The sequence below is a fragment of the Arthrobacter sp. FW306-05-C genome (assembly GCF_021801725.1).
Taxonomy (GTDB): domain Bacteria; phylum Actinomycetota; class Actinomycetes; order Actinomycetales; family Micrococcaceae; genus Arthrobacter.
Window position 1 is genome coordinate 459,704 of the sequence record NZ_CP084556.1, and the last position, 15,499, is coordinate 475,202.

The 15,499-nt window shown below is 67.1% G+C and carries 13 protein-coding genes and 3 tRNA genes; 10 read left to right on the forward strand and 6 right to left on the reverse strand.

Features of this window, described 5'->3' with window-relative positions:
* Window positions 1–100 precede the first annotated feature (100 nt).
* Complete coding sequence (locus tag LFT44_RS02230; RefSeq protein ID WP_236800854.1) at window positions 101–736, forward strand: copper resistance CopC family protein; 636 nt, start codon at window positions 101–103, stop codon at window positions 734–736.
* Between the two features lie 55 nt (window positions 737–791).
* Here the strand turns inward: LFT44_RS02230 and LFT44_RS02235 are convergent, their stop codons facing one another.
* A complete protein-coding gene (locus LFT44_RS02235; RefSeq protein WP_236802768.1) occupies window positions 792–1,430 on the reverse strand; it encodes an NAD(P)-binding protein in 639 nt (212 codons plus the stop codon).
* A 473-nt stretch (window positions 1,431–1,903) separates the two neighbouring features.
* Here LFT44_RS02235 and LFT44_RS02240 point away from each other — a divergent pair, with 473 nt between their 5' ends.
* From LFT44_RS02240 to LFT44_RS02260, 5 genes are all read left to right on the forward strand, one after another.
* Window positions 1,904–2,944, forward strand: a complete 1,041-nt coding sequence (locus LFT44_RS02240; protein ID WP_236800856.1) for a universal stress protein — start codon at window positions 1,904–1,906, stop codon at window positions 2,942–2,944.
* Between the two features lie 54 nt (window positions 2,945–2,998).
* Window positions 2,999–5,854, forward strand: coding sequence for a PEP/pyruvate-binding domain-containing protein (locus tag LFT44_RS02245; protein WP_236800857.1), 2,856 nt, complete (start codon window positions 2,999–3,001; stop codon window positions 5,852–5,854).
* A 90-nt stretch (window positions 5,855–5,944) separates the two neighbouring features.
* Window positions 5,945–7,024 (forward strand): LolA family protein, encoded by a 1,080-nt coding sequence (locus LFT44_RS02250; protein WP_236802769.1) that lies wholly within the window; start codon window positions 5,945–5,947, stop codon window positions 7,022–7,024.
* Window positions 7,025–7,067: 43 nt separating this feature from the next.
* Window positions 7,068–8,045, forward strand: a complete 978-nt coding sequence (locus LFT44_RS02255) for an ABC transporter ATP-binding protein (RefSeq protein ID WP_236800858.1) — start codon at window positions 7,068–7,070, stop codon at window positions 8,043–8,045.
* A gap of 13 nt (window positions 8,046–8,058) precedes the next feature.
* Entirely contained in the window at window positions 8,059–8,919 is an 861-nt protein-coding gene (locus tag LFT44_RS02260) for an ABC transporter permease (protein ID WP_236802771.1), read from the forward strand.
* 60 nt (window positions 8,920–8,979) lie between these two features.
* Here the strand turns inward: LFT44_RS02260 and LFT44_RS02265 are convergent, their stop codons facing one another.
* The 4 genes from LFT44_RS02265 to LFT44_RS02280 form a co-directional block, all read right to left on the reverse strand.
* Entirely contained in the window at window positions 8,980–10,473 is a 1,494-nt protein-coding gene (locus LFT44_RS02265) for a C40 family peptidase (protein ID WP_236800859.1), read from the reverse strand.
* A 182-nt stretch (window positions 10,474–10,655) separates the two neighbouring features.
* A complete protein-coding gene (locus LFT44_RS02270; protein WP_236800860.1) occupies window positions 10,656–11,576 on the reverse strand; it encodes a cation diffusion facilitator family transporter in 921 nt (306 codons plus the stop codon).
* A gap of 10 nt (window positions 11,577–11,586) precedes the next feature.
* On the reverse strand, window positions 11,587–12,015 hold the full coding sequence (locus LFT44_RS02275) for a metallopeptidase family protein (RefSeq protein ID WP_236800861.1): 429 nt from the start codon (window positions 12,013–12,015) through the stop codon (window positions 11,587–11,589).
* A gap of 9 nt (window positions 12,016–12,024) precedes the next feature.
* Window positions 12,025–13,005 carry a DMT family transporter gene (locus tag LFT44_RS02280; RefSeq protein ID WP_236800862.1) on the reverse strand — a complete coding sequence of 327 codons (981 nt, stop codon included), beginning with the start codon at window positions 13,003–13,005 and terminating at the stop codon, window positions 12,025–12,027.
* Between the two features lie 78 nt (window positions 13,006–13,083).
* Between LFT44_RS02280 and LFT44_RS02285 the strand changes: the two genes are divergently transcribed.
* Window positions 13,084–13,767, forward strand: coding sequence for a DsbA family protein (locus LFT44_RS02285; protein ID WP_236800863.1), 684 nt, complete (start codon window positions 13,084–13,086; stop codon window positions 13,765–13,767).
* A 92-nt stretch (window positions 13,768–13,859) separates the two neighbouring features.
* On the opposite strand, the gene LFT44_RS02290 is transcribed toward LFT44_RS02285, so the two are convergent.
* Complete coding sequence (locus tag LFT44_RS02290; RefSeq protein ID WP_236802773.1) at window positions 13,860–14,876, reverse strand: PHP domain-containing protein; 1,017 nt, start codon at window positions 14,874–14,876, stop codon at window positions 13,860–13,862.
* 163 nt (window positions 14,877–15,039) lie between these two features.
* Between LFT44_RS02290 and LFT44_RS02295 the strand changes: the two genes are divergently transcribed.
* From LFT44_RS02295 to LFT44_RS02305, 3 genes are all read left to right on the forward strand, one after another.
* Window positions 15,040–15,112: transfer RNA gene (locus LFT44_RS02295), tRNA-Glu, on the forward strand.
* Window positions 15,113–15,202: 90 nt separating this feature from the next.
* A tRNA-Asp gene (locus LFT44_RS02300) sits at window positions 15,203–15,276 on the forward strand.
* Between the two features lie 48 nt (window positions 15,277–15,324).
* A tRNA-Phe gene (locus tag LFT44_RS02305) sits at window positions 15,325–15,400 on the forward strand.
* The last annotated feature ends 99 nt before the right edge of the window (window positions 15,401–15,499 follow it).

Consider the following 15,499-nt stretch of genomic DNA (forward strand, 5'->3'; position numbering starts at 1 on the left):
GGGAGTGTGTGGGAATACCTGCATCCTAATGGTGCGGCCCGGGGCGGGGCGCCAAATTCGCCTAGTCTGTAAGGAAGCCAACACAAGGAGCAGCCCAAACATGCGCCAAATCCGCCGCCAGTTGCTGGGCCTCGTGCTCGGATCCTTTGTTTTTGCCGCCGCAGCGCTGGGGCTGGCAGGCCCGGCTTCAGCCCATGATGCTGCAGAGTCCACCAGTCCCGCCCAGGGCGCTTCGCTCGCCGCGCCGCCGGAGGAGGTTTCCGTGACCTTCAGCAACACGCCGCTGGGCATCGGATCGTCCTTCTCAATCAAGGATTCGGGCGGCACGGAATGGGCTGACGGCTCCGTCCGGATTGTCGACAACGTGGCGACCCAGAAACTTCGGCAGGGCGGCCCGTCGGGTGCATACACCGTTGCGTGGCGCGTGGTCGGCTCGGACTCCCACCCCATCGAAGGCACCTTCACCTTCACCGTGGCCGCCGGCGCAGCTGGTGCTGCCCCCTCCGCAACTTCCCCGGCGAAAAGTTCGACGGCGGCGGGTACGGTACCGAGCATGGGCACGGCACAGCCCGGAGTAACGGAAGAGCCATCCAGGCCGGCTAAGACGGGGGAGCCCTTCCAATGGAGCATTGTGATCTTTGCCCTCGTCGCGGTGGGGCTGCTGGTGGCCCTTGGGGTGCTGGCCCGGCGCCGGCTGAACGGCGACGGGGACGCGGGAGGGAAAAGCGGGGAGTAGCTGCCGCAAGCAGGGCCGGAAGGCCCGGGCCTGACGGCGGGAAGGGGGTGGAGCGTCAGCAGCTCAGCACCGCAAGGCTCCCCGTTGCCGGGAAGGTACCGCCTGGTAGTTGGGCGGTGCCCTTGTTGACCTTGGCGGAGATTGCCTGGCCCACGGTCTTGGCCTGGCGCAGTACTTCCTTGGGCGAGGGCGTAATCAGTTCGCCCACGCCCACCAGGTAGATGCCGATGGCCCGCATAGCCGCGGCCACATTGCGGCCAACCGTAATGCCGAAGTCATTGAGCATGCGCCGCAGTTGGCTGTGGGCGCACCGGGTCAGCACAATGTGGTCGGCCACCAGGACGCCTGTGGGGGTGTGCACGTGCCACTGCGGGGTCGATTCATGTCCCGGGCCTTCCAGCATGGTCAGCTGCACGGCGCGGGTGGTGTTCCGGACATCGACACGATGGCTTGCTGCGTAGTTGCGGAGATGGCGGAGGATCTCGTTCCGTTCCCGGAGGGTATCGCTGTCTGCCGCATCGCAGCGCTGGAGTGAGGAGGTGTTGGCGGGTTGGTTGGCGCCAAGGATGTCCAGCCCGTCCACCACGATGGAGTCCACCCCGTGGCGGCTCAGTTCGGCGGCCACGGCCAGCCCGGACAGGCCCGTGCCAATGATCACCGTGGTGGTCTGTTCGGTCCCCGCATCCCCAGGCACGCTTGACACTACAGTTTCCCTCCTTCGAAGCTTTCAGCAGGCGCCGGCATCCTCGCCGGCCCGCGTCCCGGTACTCCCAAAGTCCGGACGCAGAGTATGGCCGGAAACGTCCTGGCAGGAAGTTGCGCTTGGCGTCCCGGACCAACAATGTCCTGAAGACTACAGAACAAAAGCGGCTGTGAATAGCCCAATGGAGAAAACATTCCTGCGGCCGTGAAGGCGCTTACCGGCGGCCGCCGGAAAGCCTGTGGATAGCTGGAGCCAACGACCCCTGAGCAGCCTGGCCGAGCCTGTGGATAACCGGGTTCAATCGCCTCTGAACAGGCTTGCTAAGCCTGTGGGGACGGAGAATAGTGGGAAACGGGAAACAGTCTTTTCCTGCCGGTGCAGCCCGGAATCGGGATGTGCGGGGGAGGGGCCGTTTTCTGGCAGAATAGCCGCAACATTAGGCGTATCGCGAGGAGGCGGCCCCCATGGGCTCACGAGAGTTGCATCCGGACCCGGCCCGGGATGGTGGCGGTGCGTCTGACGCTCCCCATGGCATCGTGGTGGGCGTTGACGGCTCGGACCATGGCCAGTGCGCCCTGGTGTGGGCCGCACGGGAAGCCCAGCGCCGCCGTCGTCCCCTCCATATCGTCACCGCCTACTCTGTCCCGATCTTCGCCGCGTCCGGATTGGACGGCGGCTACGCCACGGTGGACGATTCCGTCATCCGTGAAGGTGCCGAGGCCATCCTCAAGCAGGCGCTGGAGAAGATTGCGCCGTACGACGTGGACGTGACTTCCTCCGTAGAAAACGGTGACGCGGCAGGAGTGCTGCTGGAGATCTCCGAAAGCGCGGAACTGCTGGTGGTGGGAACCCGCGGCCGCGGCGGTTTCGTGGGCCGGCTCCTGGGCTCGGTCAGCAGTGCACTTCCCGCCCATGCCAAATGCCCCACAGTGACGGTGCCCTTGTTCTGCTCGGACCGGCTCGGCGAGACCACTGAGGACCGCCGGGTCAAGGCTGAGCAGGCCAAGTCCGGGCACCGGCAAGTGGAGAACGTCGTGGTGGTCGGGGTGGATGGTTCCGAGCAGGCGCGCGTTGCCGTCCTCGAAGCAGCTGACCAGGCCGAACGTCTTGGCGCCTCCCTGCGCGTGGTGTGCGCCGTACCCCAGTACAGCGGTTCCCTGGCCTGGGTGCCGGCGCCGATGGACCGCAAGGCCCTGTTCGACGACATCCGGGTCACCCTGGAGGCCGGCATGGCCTGGCTTCGCAGCCACTACCCCCACCTTGAGGCCGAGTACGAGCTGAAGGACGGTTCGCCGGTTGACGTGCTCGTTGAAGAAAGCCGCCACGTGGAGCTGGTGGTAGTGGGCACCCGCGGCCGTGGCGGCTTCACCGGGATGCTCCTGGGTTCGACGTCCGACGGCGTGCTCCACCACGCCAAGGGACCGGTCATGGTGGTCCCGGACAGGGAGGACCCGCGCATGGCGGACCGGGGACGGTTCGGCCCAATCCTGGGCGACGTCGCCTAGGCCAGGCCCGGGACTGCCAGGCAGCACGGCTTTCAGGCAAACGGCACCTGGAACATGGCGCAGCAAGGGCCGCCGTTGGCCGGCACCGGCGCGGATGCGCTGGTGCTGGAGTTGCGCGGCCTCGGCGCCGGAATGCTGTCATTGGTGGGCGGCAAGGCAGCCAACCTCGGTGAGCTGTTGTCCGCCGGATTGCCGGTCCCTGACGGGTTCTGCCTGACGACCGTCGGATACCGGCAGGCCATCGGCGCTTCAGACACCCTGCTTCCCGCGCTGGCAGGGGTCTACGCAGCCTTGGAGGAGGCAGCACGGGCCGGCGCCGAGGATCCACCCGACATAGCCGGTCTGGCCGGAACGGCACGGGCAGCAATCCTGGCAGCTCCAATTCCGGGCAACGTTGCCCAAGCCGTGGAACAGGCTTACGCCGCCCTCGGTCCCGACGTACCGGTCGCCGTCAGGTCTTCGGCCACCGCTGAGGACCTGCCCTTCGCCAGTTTTGCCGGGCAGCAGGACACGTACCTCAACGTGGTGGGAATGCCTGCGGTGCTGGAGGCTGTCCGGCATTGCTGGGCCTCGCTTTGGACAGACCGGGCAACGGCGTACCGGGCTAGCCTGGGGATTGACCCTGCGGGGGTGGCGCTCGCGGTGGTGGTGCAGCGGATGGTGGATGCCGAGACCGCGGGTGTCATGTTCACGGCGAATCCCCTCACCGGCAGCCGCCGGCAGGTAATGCTGGATGCCAGTCCAGGCCTGGGCGAGGCGGTGGTCTCCGGCGCGGTCAATCCGGACCACTTCGTGGTCGATGCGCTGACCGGCAGGGTGGTGGAACAGGAACTGGGCGCCAAGGGCATCGAGGTGCGGCCACTTCCTGGTGGCGGGACGCAGATCCGGGAGTTGCCGGAAGGCCATGCTGCTGCCTGCCTGACGGGCAGCCAGTTGCGTGCGCTTGCCAGCCTGGGCCTGCAGGCCCAGGAGCACTTCGGCGCCCCGCAGGACACTGAGTGGGCCATAGACCACGCAGGCGTCCTCTGGCTCACCCAGTCCCGGCCGATCACCACGCTGTACCCGGTTCCGAGGAGCAACGGTGCCGCGGGCCTGGCTCCGCGGGCGAAATCCGTTGCCGGCACCAGGGCGTACCTCTGCTTCAGCCTGGCCCAGGGGCTGACCCGGCCGCTCACCCCCATGGGGCTCGCGGCTGTCCGCCTGATTGCTTCCTCCGTGGCCACGGCCGCCGGCTTTCCTGTTCCTGATCCCCGGAGCGGACCGTCACCCTATGCCGAGGCCGGGCAGCGGATCTACGTCGACTTCACCACCCCCATCCGCAGCGCCATAGGCCGGCGCATCATTCCCCGGGTCTTCGACATCATGGAAGCGCGGACCGCCGCCGTCATGCGCCGCCTGATGGAGGACCCGGCCTTTTCGGTAACCAGGAGGACGCCGTTCGGGTTGCTGCGCCACGTCGCGCCAGTGGCGATCCGCGCCAAGGTTCCCACCACTCTCGTCCATGCCCTCCTCCGGCCCCGCGCGGCACTGCACCGGCTGGACCAGTTCACCCGGGACTTTGAGGCCTCACTGGCTCCCGATACGGGCGCTGACACCATGGCGCGCCTCGACCACGCCGAATCGCTGGTTGGGTCACGACTGTTCTTGATTGTGCCGGCCATCCTGCCCCTTCCCGCCCTGGGCTTCGCCATGTTGGGCCTTGCCGGAAAGCTGCTTGGCGGGGATGCGTGGGACGAACTGCAGCCGGTGATCCGCGGCCTGCCGCACAATGTCACCACGGAAATGGACCTGGAATTGTGGCGCCTCGCAACGGCCATCCAGGAAGATGCTGACTCACGCACCGCGCTCCTGACGGAGAATCCTTCCGACCTGGCGGCCGCTTTCCATGCCGGGGAGCTGCCGGCTCGCCTGGACGCCGGCCTGGGAAGGTTCCTGGACAGGTACGGCCAGCGGGCAGTGGGTGAAATCGACGTCGGACTGCCGCGATGGTTGGAGGAGCCGGCACACATCCTGGGAGTCCTTGCCAACTACCTCCGGCTGGATAACCCGGCCCTGGCACCTGATGCCCAGTTCAGCAAGGCAGCCGAGGACGCGGAAGAGCAGGTGGCCCGGTTGGTCGCCCAGGCCGCCGCCCGTGGCAGGATCAGGGGCATGCTGATGGCTGCTGCGCTGCGGAGGGCGCGGTTGTTTGCCGGCCTTCGGGAGCTGCCAAAGTACCTGCTGGTGACCGGCCTCGGGGAAGTCCGCAGGCAGCTGCTCCTGGTGGGCAGGGAGCTGGAGCAGGCGGGCACCATTGAGTGCCGGGAGGACGTCTTCTTCCTGGACTTCGCTGAGGCCCGTCAAGCACTGGCGGACAACGCCCGGGACACCGAAGGGCCGGGCCAGGGCCTTCGGCGGGTTGTCGCAGCCCGCCGCCAGGAGTACGCAAGGGAGCTCAGGCGCCGGCACATCCCCAGGGTGCTGCTCTCGGACGGGACCGAACCGGAAGCGGTGCGGGCCGCCGTCGGAAACTCCGGGGACGGAGCTTCCGGGAATGGAATTCTGGCCGGCAGCCCGGCTTCGGCGGGTATGGTCACTGCCCCGGCAAGGGTCATCCTGGATCCGGTCGGCGCCCGCCTCGAGCCGGGCGAGATCCTGGTGGCGCCCTCCACGGACCCCGGCTGGACACCGCTGTTCCTCACGGCCGGAGGGCTGGTGATGGAGATGGGCGGAGCGAACTCACACGGCGCCGTGGTGGCAAGGGAGTACGGCATTCCCGCCGTAGTGGGAGTGGCGGACGCCACCGCGCGCATCAGCACAGGCCAAAGAATAACGGTCGACGGCGGCGCGGGAACCGTGGTGCCGGAACATCCAGGAACGCTCCGGGATGGAGGGCTGCCAAGGGGCGCGGAGCCACCAGCACAGGGGTAGTCTTTCTTTATGGGCTCCAACAGGCTGGGTTCCAGCGGACGCTTGCAAGTCAATAAAACAGCACCAGGTCGCCGGGTGTGGCTGCGGTGGCTGCCTGCCGTGGCGGCCCCGGCAGTCATAGCCGCGGGCGCCCTCGCTGGATCCCTCCCGGCAGGGGCCAGCGACCCCCTGCCTGCCAAGACGCCCGCCCAGGTCCTGGAACTGGCAGCCAGCCACCAGGTCCAGGCATTCTCGGGGACCGTGGAGCAGTCGGCCGACCTGGGGCTGCCAGAGCTACCTGCCGCCGGAAAGCCGTCCACGCCTGCCTCCCCGGGCAGCGTAGCTTCGGTGATTGAGCTTTTGTCCGGCAAACACAGTGCGCGGGTCTTCCTGGATGGAAAGGACAATGCCCGGGTCCAGGTGATGGACCAACTGGCCGAGCGGGACGTGGTCCGCCACGGCAGCGACGTGTGGTTCTATTCGTCGAAGGACAACACGGCGGCGCACCTGGCGTTGCCCGCCCATGACCCTGCACAGCCAAAAGACCATCAAGGGGCGGGCGGGGTGCATACCCCGGCCGAGGTGGCCCAGCAGTTCCTGTCCAAGGTTGACCCCACCACCGCCGTTTCCGTGGGGCCGGACGTTTCCGTTGCCGGCCGGGCAGCATACAACCTGCTGATCGAACCACGCAGCGACGCAACCCTGGTGGGCAAGGTGGCCATCGCCGTCGACGGTCGCAACGGCTTGCCCCTGTCCGTCCAGGTGACCGCACGTGGAGCGGACAAGCCCGCTTTCAGCTCTGGTTTCACCAGCCTCTCCCTGGCCGTCCCCGACCAGTCCGTCTTCGCCTTCACCCCGCCGCCGGGCAGCACCGTCAAGGAACTCCCCGTTCCGGACAAGTCCCGTGAGCGTCCGGACGGTTCCCACCAGGACGCCATGCACAAGGGTGCCAAGGGACAGGTGTCCGTCACCGGCACCGGTTGGGAAACCGTGGTGGGCACGGCGCATGGCAATGCCTCGGCTGCCGAATCCGTCCTGAAGGATCCACTGCTGTCCCAGGCTGCCGTCGCCGTACCCGGCGGCCGGCTGCTCTCCACGGCACTCGTCAACGTCCTGGTCACCGACGACGGACGGATCTTCGCGGGAATGGTGCCGCCGGAACGGCTGCAGTCAGCAGCAGCGGCCCAGTAAGTGGTGGCCGGACGGGGAGTGGTGGCCGGGCGGGGGCTGTGCGGTGAGCGGCGCGCTGGCGATTGAAACCCGTGGCCTGAGCAAGCACTTTGGCCAGCAGGCCGCCGTCGACCACGTGGACCTGGCCGTTCCGCACGGGACAGTCTTCGGCTTCCTGGGGCCCAACGGATCCGGCAAGACCACCACCATCCGCATGCTGCTGGGTCTGGCGGCTGCGTCCGCCGGGACGGTAAGCCTGCTGGGCCGCGAGATGCCGGACAAACTCCACGAGGTCTTGCCGCGCGTGGGGGCCCTGGTTGAAGGGCCGGCCTTTTACCCTTTCCTCTCCGGCGCAGCCAACCTCCACCGGCTGGATTCAGCCAGCCGGCATACTGTGCCCGCCACCCGGAAGGCGCGCGTGCAGCAGGCGCTGGAACGCGTTGGCCTGGAGCACGCCGCAGGCAAACGGGTGCACGCGTACTCGCTGGGAATGAAGCAGCGGCTGGGCATTGCCAACGCCCTGCTCTCGCCGCGGGACCTGCTGGTGCTGGACGAGCCCACCAACGGGCTGGATCCGCAGGGCACCAGGGAAGTCCGCAACCTGGTGCGGTCGCTGGCGCATGAGGGCACCACCGTTTTTGTCTCCAGCCACCTGCTGGCCGAGGTGGACCAGATGTGCACCCACGCCGCCGTCATGAGCGCGGGCAGGCTCGTGGCGCAGGGGCCGCTCGCTGAACTGCGGCAAGCCGGGTCCACCCGGCTCCGGCTGGTGACACCCGACGGCGGGAGGGCCCGGGAGGTCCTGGCCCGCCTCGGGCTGGCGCCTGAACCCGGACAGGCTGGACCGAGTTCTCAACCCGACGGGGAGACTGTTGTAGCGGTGCTTCAAACCGGCGCCCAACAGCCGGGGGTGCTCCCGGAGGACGTTGTGGCGCACCTGGTGCAGGCCGGCGTCCGGGTCCGGGGCTTCGTCGTCGAGCGTGAAAGCCTTGAAGACCGCTTTGTTGCCCTTACCGGGGAAGGATTCGACGTTGCCCAGTAGCGTGCCCGCCGACATGCCCGAAGCCGCCGGAACGGCCCGGCCGGCAGCAGCCCCGCGAAGCTCCGGATTCTCCCTGCTTGGGTCCGAGCTCAAGGTCCTGTTCGGGCGCCGGCGCACCTGGGCGCTGCTCCTGGCCCTGGCCGCCATCCCGGTCCTCATCGCCATCGCAGTGAGGGTCTCCTCCAACGTTCCGCCTGGCCGGGGTCCCGCCTTCCTTGACCGGATCACCCAAAACGGCCTGTTCGTTGCCTTCACCGCCATGCTGGTCTCCGTACCGCTGTTCATGCCGCTCGCGGTGGGCGTGGTGGCCGGGGACACCATCGCCGGGGAAGCGAACCTGGGAACCCTCAGGTACCTGCTGGTGGCGCCGGCGGGACGGGTGCGGCTCCTGCTGGTCAAGTACGCAGGCGCGCTGGCCTTCTGCGTCGCGGCACCCTTAACGGTGGGCGCAGCCGGTGCGGCCATCGGAGCCGCGCTTTTCCCGGTAGGCCCGGTGACGCTGCTCTCCGGGGGCGTGGTCCAGCCGGGCGAAGCTGCCCTGCGCATCGTGCTGATCGCCGCCTACCTGGCGATATCCCTGGCGGGCCTTTCCGCGATTGGGCTGTTCCTGTCCACCCTGACAGTGGTTCCCGTCGGGGCAATGGCCGCCACCGTGGTTGTCTCGGTAGTGTCGCAGATCGCCGACCAGCTGCCGCAGCTGGAGTGGCTGCACCCGTGGCTTTTCAGCCACTACTGGCTTGGCTTCGGCGACATGCTGCGCCAGCCGGTGGTGTGGGATTCTTTCGCCAGCAACGCGCTGCTCCAGGCAGGCTACGTGGCAGTGTTCGGGGCGCTCGCCTACGGCCGGTTCGTCACCAAGGACATTCTGAGCTGACGACGGCGGCGGCGGATTTCAATGCCGCGCCGCCCGGCGGACGGTCCGCGTGGGTGAGGATCAGTAGCGGGCCGCGTACGGGTAAAGCTCCATGCCCACCATGGAGCTGATGCTGGAAACGGTGATGCCTTCCTGCGGGTTGAGGGCCTGCACCACCTGGCCGTTGCCCAGGTAGATCGCCACGTGGTAGAAGTTCGGTGCCGAGCCCCAGACCAGCAGGTCGCCGCGGCGGGCCTGTGAAATCGGGACGTGGACCGGGGCGGCCGCGTACTGCTGGGAAGCGGTGCGCGGCAGGTAGGTGCCGGCTGCGGCGAAGGCGTTCTGCACTAATCCGGAGCAGTCGAAACCATAGACGCCGGTTCCGCCCCACTGGTAGTAATACGGAGCGCCCACCTTTCCCAGGGCCACGGAGATTGCTGCTTCATACGTGCCCGAACCCGTTGAAGGTGCCGGCGCCGGCGCCGGAGCGGGCGCGGGTGCGGGTGCCGGAGCAGCGGGCGCGGGTGCGGGGGCAGCAGGGGCAGGTGCAGGCGCAGCAGGGGCAGGTGCCGGAGCAACCGGCGCAGCAGGCGCCGGTGCGGGGGCAACAGGTGCCGGTGCGGCAGGCGCTGCGGGGGCCGCTGCTGCCGGAGCGGGAGCCGCAGGTGCCACGTCCTGGCTGCGGTTGTTCTGGCCGGCACCCCGGTTTTGCCCAGCTTGGTTTTGGGCTGCCTGATCCTGGGCGGCTTTGTCCGCTGCGGCCTTGTCCGCGGCGGCGGACAGCGCGGCGAGGCGGGCCTCCTCGCGCTGCCGGTCCAAAGCATCTACGCGCGCTGACTCTAGCGCCACCGTGGTGTTGCGGAGCTGTGCGAGCTGGTCCACCAGGACGGTACGCTGGGCCTTGGCGTCGGCCACTGCCTTCGCCTGCGCGGCATTCGCCTGTTCCGCCTGGGACTTCCGCTGTTCCGCAGTCTTGGCCGAATCGTCGGCGGCCTTGGTGGCGTCCTCCGCAGCCGCGGTCAGCGAACGGTAGGCAGTGGCTGCGGCGTCGGCAGCTTCGAAGGCCCGGCTGCGGCTGGCAGAGAGGGCCTCGAGCGTAGCGGCCTGCTGCAGGCTTTCACCGCCGCTGGCCAGGGTTCCGAGGGTGGGGTTCAGGCCGCCGTTCCGGTATAGGTCACCGGCGAGCTGGCCCACCTGCTTGCGGGTTTTGTCCTGCTGTTCCCGGGCGGATCCGGCCTTGGCCGAGGCCACTGACGCCGCTTCGGTCCGCTGCTGCAGTTCCACCAATGCCTCGCTGTAGGCGTTATTGGCCTGCATGGCCACGGCGAACGCGGCTTGCTGGGCGGTGGACGCGTCGGCCAGGATGCGCTCGATGTCGGTGACCTTATCCGCCGTCGCGGACTCGCTGGCCTTGGCCGCGGCAATGTCCTCGGGCGAGGGAATCCCGGGCGACGCCGGAACGGTCAAGGGAAGGGATGGCGCCGGGACCGCGGCTGCAGGTGTTGCCACGGAAGCAAAAAGGACGACGGCGGCGCACAGCACGGCCGTCCTGCGGCCGGATCCGGATAAAGCCATCTGCAGAGACCTCGCAACGGTAAGGCTGGGAGTGAGGTTCTGGATGTGGCACAACCGTGCCCCTCAGCTGCTCGCCAGCAGTCCGAGGTTACGTGACCGTTTGCACATTAGCAACAGCAGTCACATCAATAACATAAACCACAACAGTGTCATTACGGGCAAAATTTGCGGGGTGTGTCGGATCAGGCGTGTTGGCGTTCCTCATGTTCTGAGTGACTGGCGGGCTCCAGTTGGAAGGTGCAGTGGTCGGTATCAAAGTGCGAGCCCAGACAGGTGATGAGCTTGTCCAGCAGCTGGTCGGCGCCGCGGGCGTTGAGTACTCCGTCCTCCACCACCACGTGGGCGGAGAACACCGGTACGCCTGACGTGATGGTCCAGATATGGATGTCGTGCACGTCCGTCACACCCGCCACGGAAAGGATGTGTTCCCGGATCATCTGGACCTCCACTCCTTTGGGGCTGGCTTCCAGGAGGACGTCCACCACGTCGCGCAGCAGGCTCCAGGCCCGCGGGAGGATCATCAGCGCGATCAGGACGGAGGCAATGGTGTCCGCTGCCTGGAAGCCGGTCAGCATTATCACCACCGCTGCGATGATGACGGCCACCGAGCCCAAGAGGTCGCCCATCACCTCCAGGTAGGCGCCGCGGATGTTCAGGCTCTCCTCCTGCGCCGTTCGCAGGACCAGCAGCGATACCAGGTTGGCGACGGCGCCGAGGACGGCGGCAAACAGCATGATGTCCGTCCGCACTTCCGGGGGTGCGCCGAACCGCCTGATGGCTTCGGTGAATATGACGACGGAAATCACGATCAGGATCAGCGCATTGGCCAGTGCCGCGAGAACCTCCGCGCGCTGGAAGCCATAGGTCCGCTGATCGCTTGCGGGGCGGCCCGCGATCCACGCAGCCAGCAGGGCGATGGTAACGCCGGCCGCGTCGGAGAGCATGTGTCCGGCGTCCGCCAGGAGGGAAAGCGACCCGGAGAAAATGGAACCCACGATCTGGATGGCCACCACGCCAAGGGTGATCCCCAGGACGACCACAAGCCGCTTCCGGTGCCGCCCGGTGCCGGTGATCCCGTGGCTGTGACTGTGGTCATGTCCCATGCTTACAAGGCTAGCCCCAGCCCAGTTCATGCAGTCGGTCATCGGAAATGCCGAAGTGGTGCGCTATTTCGTGGACCACGGTCACGGCAACTTCGTGGATTACGTCGTCCCGGGAGGCGCAGATTTCCAGGATGGGTTCGCGGAAGATCGTGATCCGGTCCGGGAGGGAACCGGCGTCCCACCACGAATCGCGCTCCGTCAGCGGAACCCCTTCGTACAGTCCCAGCAGCACGGTGTCCGGGTCTTCCCCGGGCCCGGGAACGTAATCGTCGTCGATGAAGACCGCAACGTTGTCCATGGCGCGGGCCAGCCGCTCCGGAATGCTGTCGAGGGCGTCCTGGACAGCGGCCTCAAAGTCGTCGGGGGACATAGTGAAACCGGAAGGCTCATGCCCTCCGTCAGGAACGATCGGCAGGCCCGGCGGCAGGTTGGCTGTCATGCCCAGACCCTACCGCTGGAAGCGTTGATGCCGGATGCGTTCCGCCGGCGCCCTGCGCCGGGTCAGCCCCACTCCCACCAGGCACACCAGCCCGCCCACCAGCCCCCATGCGGTGGGGATCTCGCCCAGGAGCAGCCAGGAGATGAGGACGGTGGTGCCGGGGACCAGGTAGGTGGTGGCGGCGAGTTTCCCGGCATCGACCAGCGACAAGGCGTAAGCCCAGGTGGTGAAGGCGATGGCGGTCGGGAAAACGCCCAGGTTCACCAGCCCCAGCGTGGCCTGCGGCGGGGCGGCCTGCACTTCGGACACCAGCTGCCCCGCGAAGGGCAGGCAGCACAGGGCTCCCACCACGATGCCGAACCACGTTGCCTGGGCCGCGGGGAATTTCCGCACCACCGGTTTCTGGATGATGACGCTGACCGCGGCGAGCACCGCTGCAAGGAGGCAAAGCGCCACACCCGCCAGGTCCGCCGTCGAACTTTCCCCTGGTACACGCGGCCGGCCCGAGCCAAAGGCGATCAACGCGACCCCGGAAAACGCCACCGTGCTGCCGATCAGCAGCCAGCGCGGAAAGCCTTCCTTGAGGAAGACGCCCGCCATGATGGCCACCAGGATGGGGTTGACGTTGATCAGCAAGGCGCTGGTGCCGGCATCCAGGATGTGCTCCGCTGCGTTCAATGCCACGTTGTACCCGCCGAACCACATCACCCCGTAGGCGAGGATGGGCAGCCATTCGCGGCCCTGGGGCAACAGCCGGCTCTTGAGCAGTTGTGGCACCACCAGGAAAGCCAGGACGACGGCGGCAATCGCCAGCCTGCCCAGTGTCAGGGAGCCGGGGGAGAAGTGCGGGCCGATGGCCCGGATGCCCACGAACGCTGAGGCCCACAGGACCACGGTGACCACCATGGCCGCCACGCCCAGTGCCTTGACGGGAGCAGCCGCTGGAGCTTGCGGAGGAAGAGGTTGACGCGCGGGACTGGTGGAAGGCATGGGATAAATCTACGGCGGATGCCGGCATCGGACTGGCGGGAATCGGCCACGTCGGTGCCCTCGGTTAGGATGCGGACTATGGTCTCCCCCCAGGTTCCCGCCCGTGATACCCCGCGCCTTATCCGGAGAATCATGTGGATCGCAATGGCTGTCATCGTCTTGGGCGGGGTGGCCTGGTATGCCCTTTTCGCTGCCACCAAGCCCCCGCAGTCCGCATCCCCGGCAGCCGGCCAGGAACAACTCGTGCGCGCGGACAGCCACCGGCTCACCGCACCCCCCGAGGAGAAGGGGCAGCTAGTGGAATTCCTCGACTTCGAGTGCCCCTCCTGCGGGGCCGTGCACCCCTTTGTGGAGGAGCTCAAAGCGGAGTTCGGGGACAGGATCACGTTCGTCAACAGGTACTTTCCGCTGTCCGCCCACCCCAACTCCGGCCAGGCAGCGCTTGCTGTGGAGGCGGCCGCGCAACAGGGCCAGTACCAGCAGATGGCCAACAAGCTGTTCGAACACCAGTCCCAGTGGGCTGGAAACCAGCAATCCCAGGCGCCCCTGTTCCGCACCTACGCGCAGGAGTTGGGGCTCAACCTCGCGGAGTTCGATGCCGCCGTCGCCAACCCCGAAACCGAAGACCGCATCCTGGCCGATATCGCCGACGGCAATGCCCTTGGTGTCAACGGCACGCCCACCTTCTTCCTTAACGGGGAGAAGCTGACGCTAAACACCAAAGCGGATTTCCGGCAGAAGCTGGCCGACGCCGCCAAATAACGGAGCTGCAGCGGGCTGGTGCTGCCGTGGCGGGAAGGCCGCCCTGTATTTACGCCGACCCTTTCTTTCCCCAGCGACTACTTTTGCCGTCCCTACTGTCCGCCAGCCCAGGCGAGCAGCTTATCCACCGGCCAGGTGGTGATGATCCGTTCGGGCGGCACGTTGTTGCGGGCTGCCCGCTCCGCGCCGTACTGCAGGAAGTCCAGTTGCCCCGGCGCGTGGGCATCACTGTCGATGGAGAACAGGCAGCCCGCCTCCAGCGCCAACTGGATCAGGGCGTCCGGTGGGTCCTGCCGCTCCGGGCGGGAATTGATCTCGACGGCCACGTCGTGTTCCGCGCACGCTGCGAACACTTCCTTGGCGTCGAAGTCCGACGGCGGCCGGGTTCCGCGCGAGCCCTCGACGAGCCGCCCGGTGCAGTGGCCCAGGATGTTGGTCTGCGGATCCTGGATGCCGCCGAGCATCCGGGTAGTCATGGTTTTCCGGTCGGCGCGCAGCTTTGAGTGGACGCTGGCCACCACAATGTCCAGGCGGTCCAGCAGTTCCGGCTCCTGATCGAGCTCGCCGGACTCCAGGATGTCCACTTCGATCCCGGTCAGGAGCCGGGTGGCCCCGCCGTTGCTGTTGATGCCCGCCACTACGTCCAGTTGGTCCACCAGCCGCTCGGCCGACAGTCCATTGGCGATGGTGAGGTTGGGGGAGTGGTCGGTCAGGGCCAGGTACTCCCTGCCCAGCACCTCCGCAGCAGCCACCATCAACTCAATGGGGGAGCCGCCGTCGGACCATTCGCTGTGGCTGTGCAGGTCGCCACGGAGCGCCGCCCGGAGGTCTGCCCCACCGGATGCCAACGGCTGGGTGCCCTTCTCCCTGAGGTCTGCCAGGTAGCCGGGCACTTGCCCGTCCACGGCCTCCCGGATGACAGCGTAGGTCCGGTCGCCGATTCCCTTCATGGCCTTGAGCCGGCCGGTGCGGGCCCGCAATGCCACTTCGTCAGGGCCAAGGGGGTTGATGGCAGCTGCCGCCTTGCGGAAGGCCTGGACCTTGAAGGTGGCGGCGCGTCCGCGCTCCAGCCAGAAAGCAATCTCGTTGAGCGCTGCGACGGCATCCATCCGTCCATCTTTACCCGTAAGGCGCTGGAAAAGTGGGGTCATGCGCCAATTTTGGAATATTCCCGGTTACCCCCTATAGTTGTGGAGTCCCGTTCGGAGAACGCAAAGGACAAAGACGGAAAGCCCCGCTTGACGCCTTTTATTTTGCTCCGGACAGGTTCTGGCCCCCATCGTCTAGCGGCCTAGGACACCGCCCTTTCACGGCGGCGGCACGGGTTCGAATCCCGTTGGGGGTACTCAAGGAACTGGTCAAGCAGGCTAAAAAAGTCTGGTAGGCTGGAAGCCTTGAAAAAAGCGGTAGAGATACTGCGAAGCAAGAAACGCAAGGCCCTGTAGCGCAGTTGGTTAGCGCGCCGCCCTGTCACGGCGGAGGTCGCGGGTTCAAGTCCCGTCAGGGTCGCTCTGATTGTTGGAAGAGATTCCGGCTGTCATGGTGACTAGTCACCTAGGCTCTGTAGCTCAGTTGGTAGAGCGTTCGACTGAAAATCGAAAGGTCACCGGATCGACGCCGGTCGGAGCCACCACTGGGAAGCATCAGTTCTTCGGAACTGGTGCTTTTCTGCTTTAACCCCTGATGTCTCTTCCAGCGCAGTGTCACAGGCTGGGGATAGGGTGGAAGCAAC

Coding starts and splice junctions, on each gene's coding strand:
- LFT44_RS02270 (WP_236800860.1), bottom strand. CDS start 11,576: ATGGGACATGACCACAGTCACAGCCACGGGATCACCGGCACCGGGCGG.
- LFT44_RS02285 (WP_236800863.1), top strand. CDS start 13,084: ATGGTCTCCCCCCAGGTTCCCGCCCGTGATACCCCGCGCCTTATCCGG.
- LFT44_RS02245 (WP_236800857.1), top strand. CDS start 2,999: ATGGCGCAGCAAGGGCCGCCGTTGGCCGGCACCGGCGCGGATGCGCTG.
- LFT44_RS02230 (WP_236800854.1), top strand. CDS start 101: ATGCGCCAAATCCGCCGCCAGTTGCTGGGCCTCGTGCTCGGATCCTTT.
- LFT44_RS02275 (WP_236800861.1), bottom strand. CDS start 12,015: ATGACAGCCAACCTGCCGCCGGGCCTGCCGATCGTTCCTGACGGAGGG.
- LFT44_RS02280 (WP_236800862.1), bottom strand. CDS start 13,005: ATGCCTTCCACCAGTCCCGCGCGTCAACCTCTTCCTCCGCAAGCTCCA.
- LFT44_RS02265 (WP_236800859.1), bottom strand. CDS start 10,473: ATGGCTTTATCCGGATCCGGCCGCAGGACGGCCGTGCTGTGCGCCGCC.
- LFT44_RS02290 (WP_236802773.1), bottom strand. CDS start 14,876: ATGGATGCCGTCGCAGCGCTCAACGAGATTGCTTTCTGGCTGGAGCGC.
- LFT44_RS02260 (WP_236802771.1), top strand. CDS start 8,059: ATGCCCGAAGCCGCCGGAACGGCCCGGCCGGCAGCAGCCCCGCGAAGC.
- LFT44_RS02240 (WP_236800856.1), top strand. CDS start 1,904: ATGGGCTCACGAGAGTTGCATCCGGACCCGGCCCGGGATGGTGGCGGT.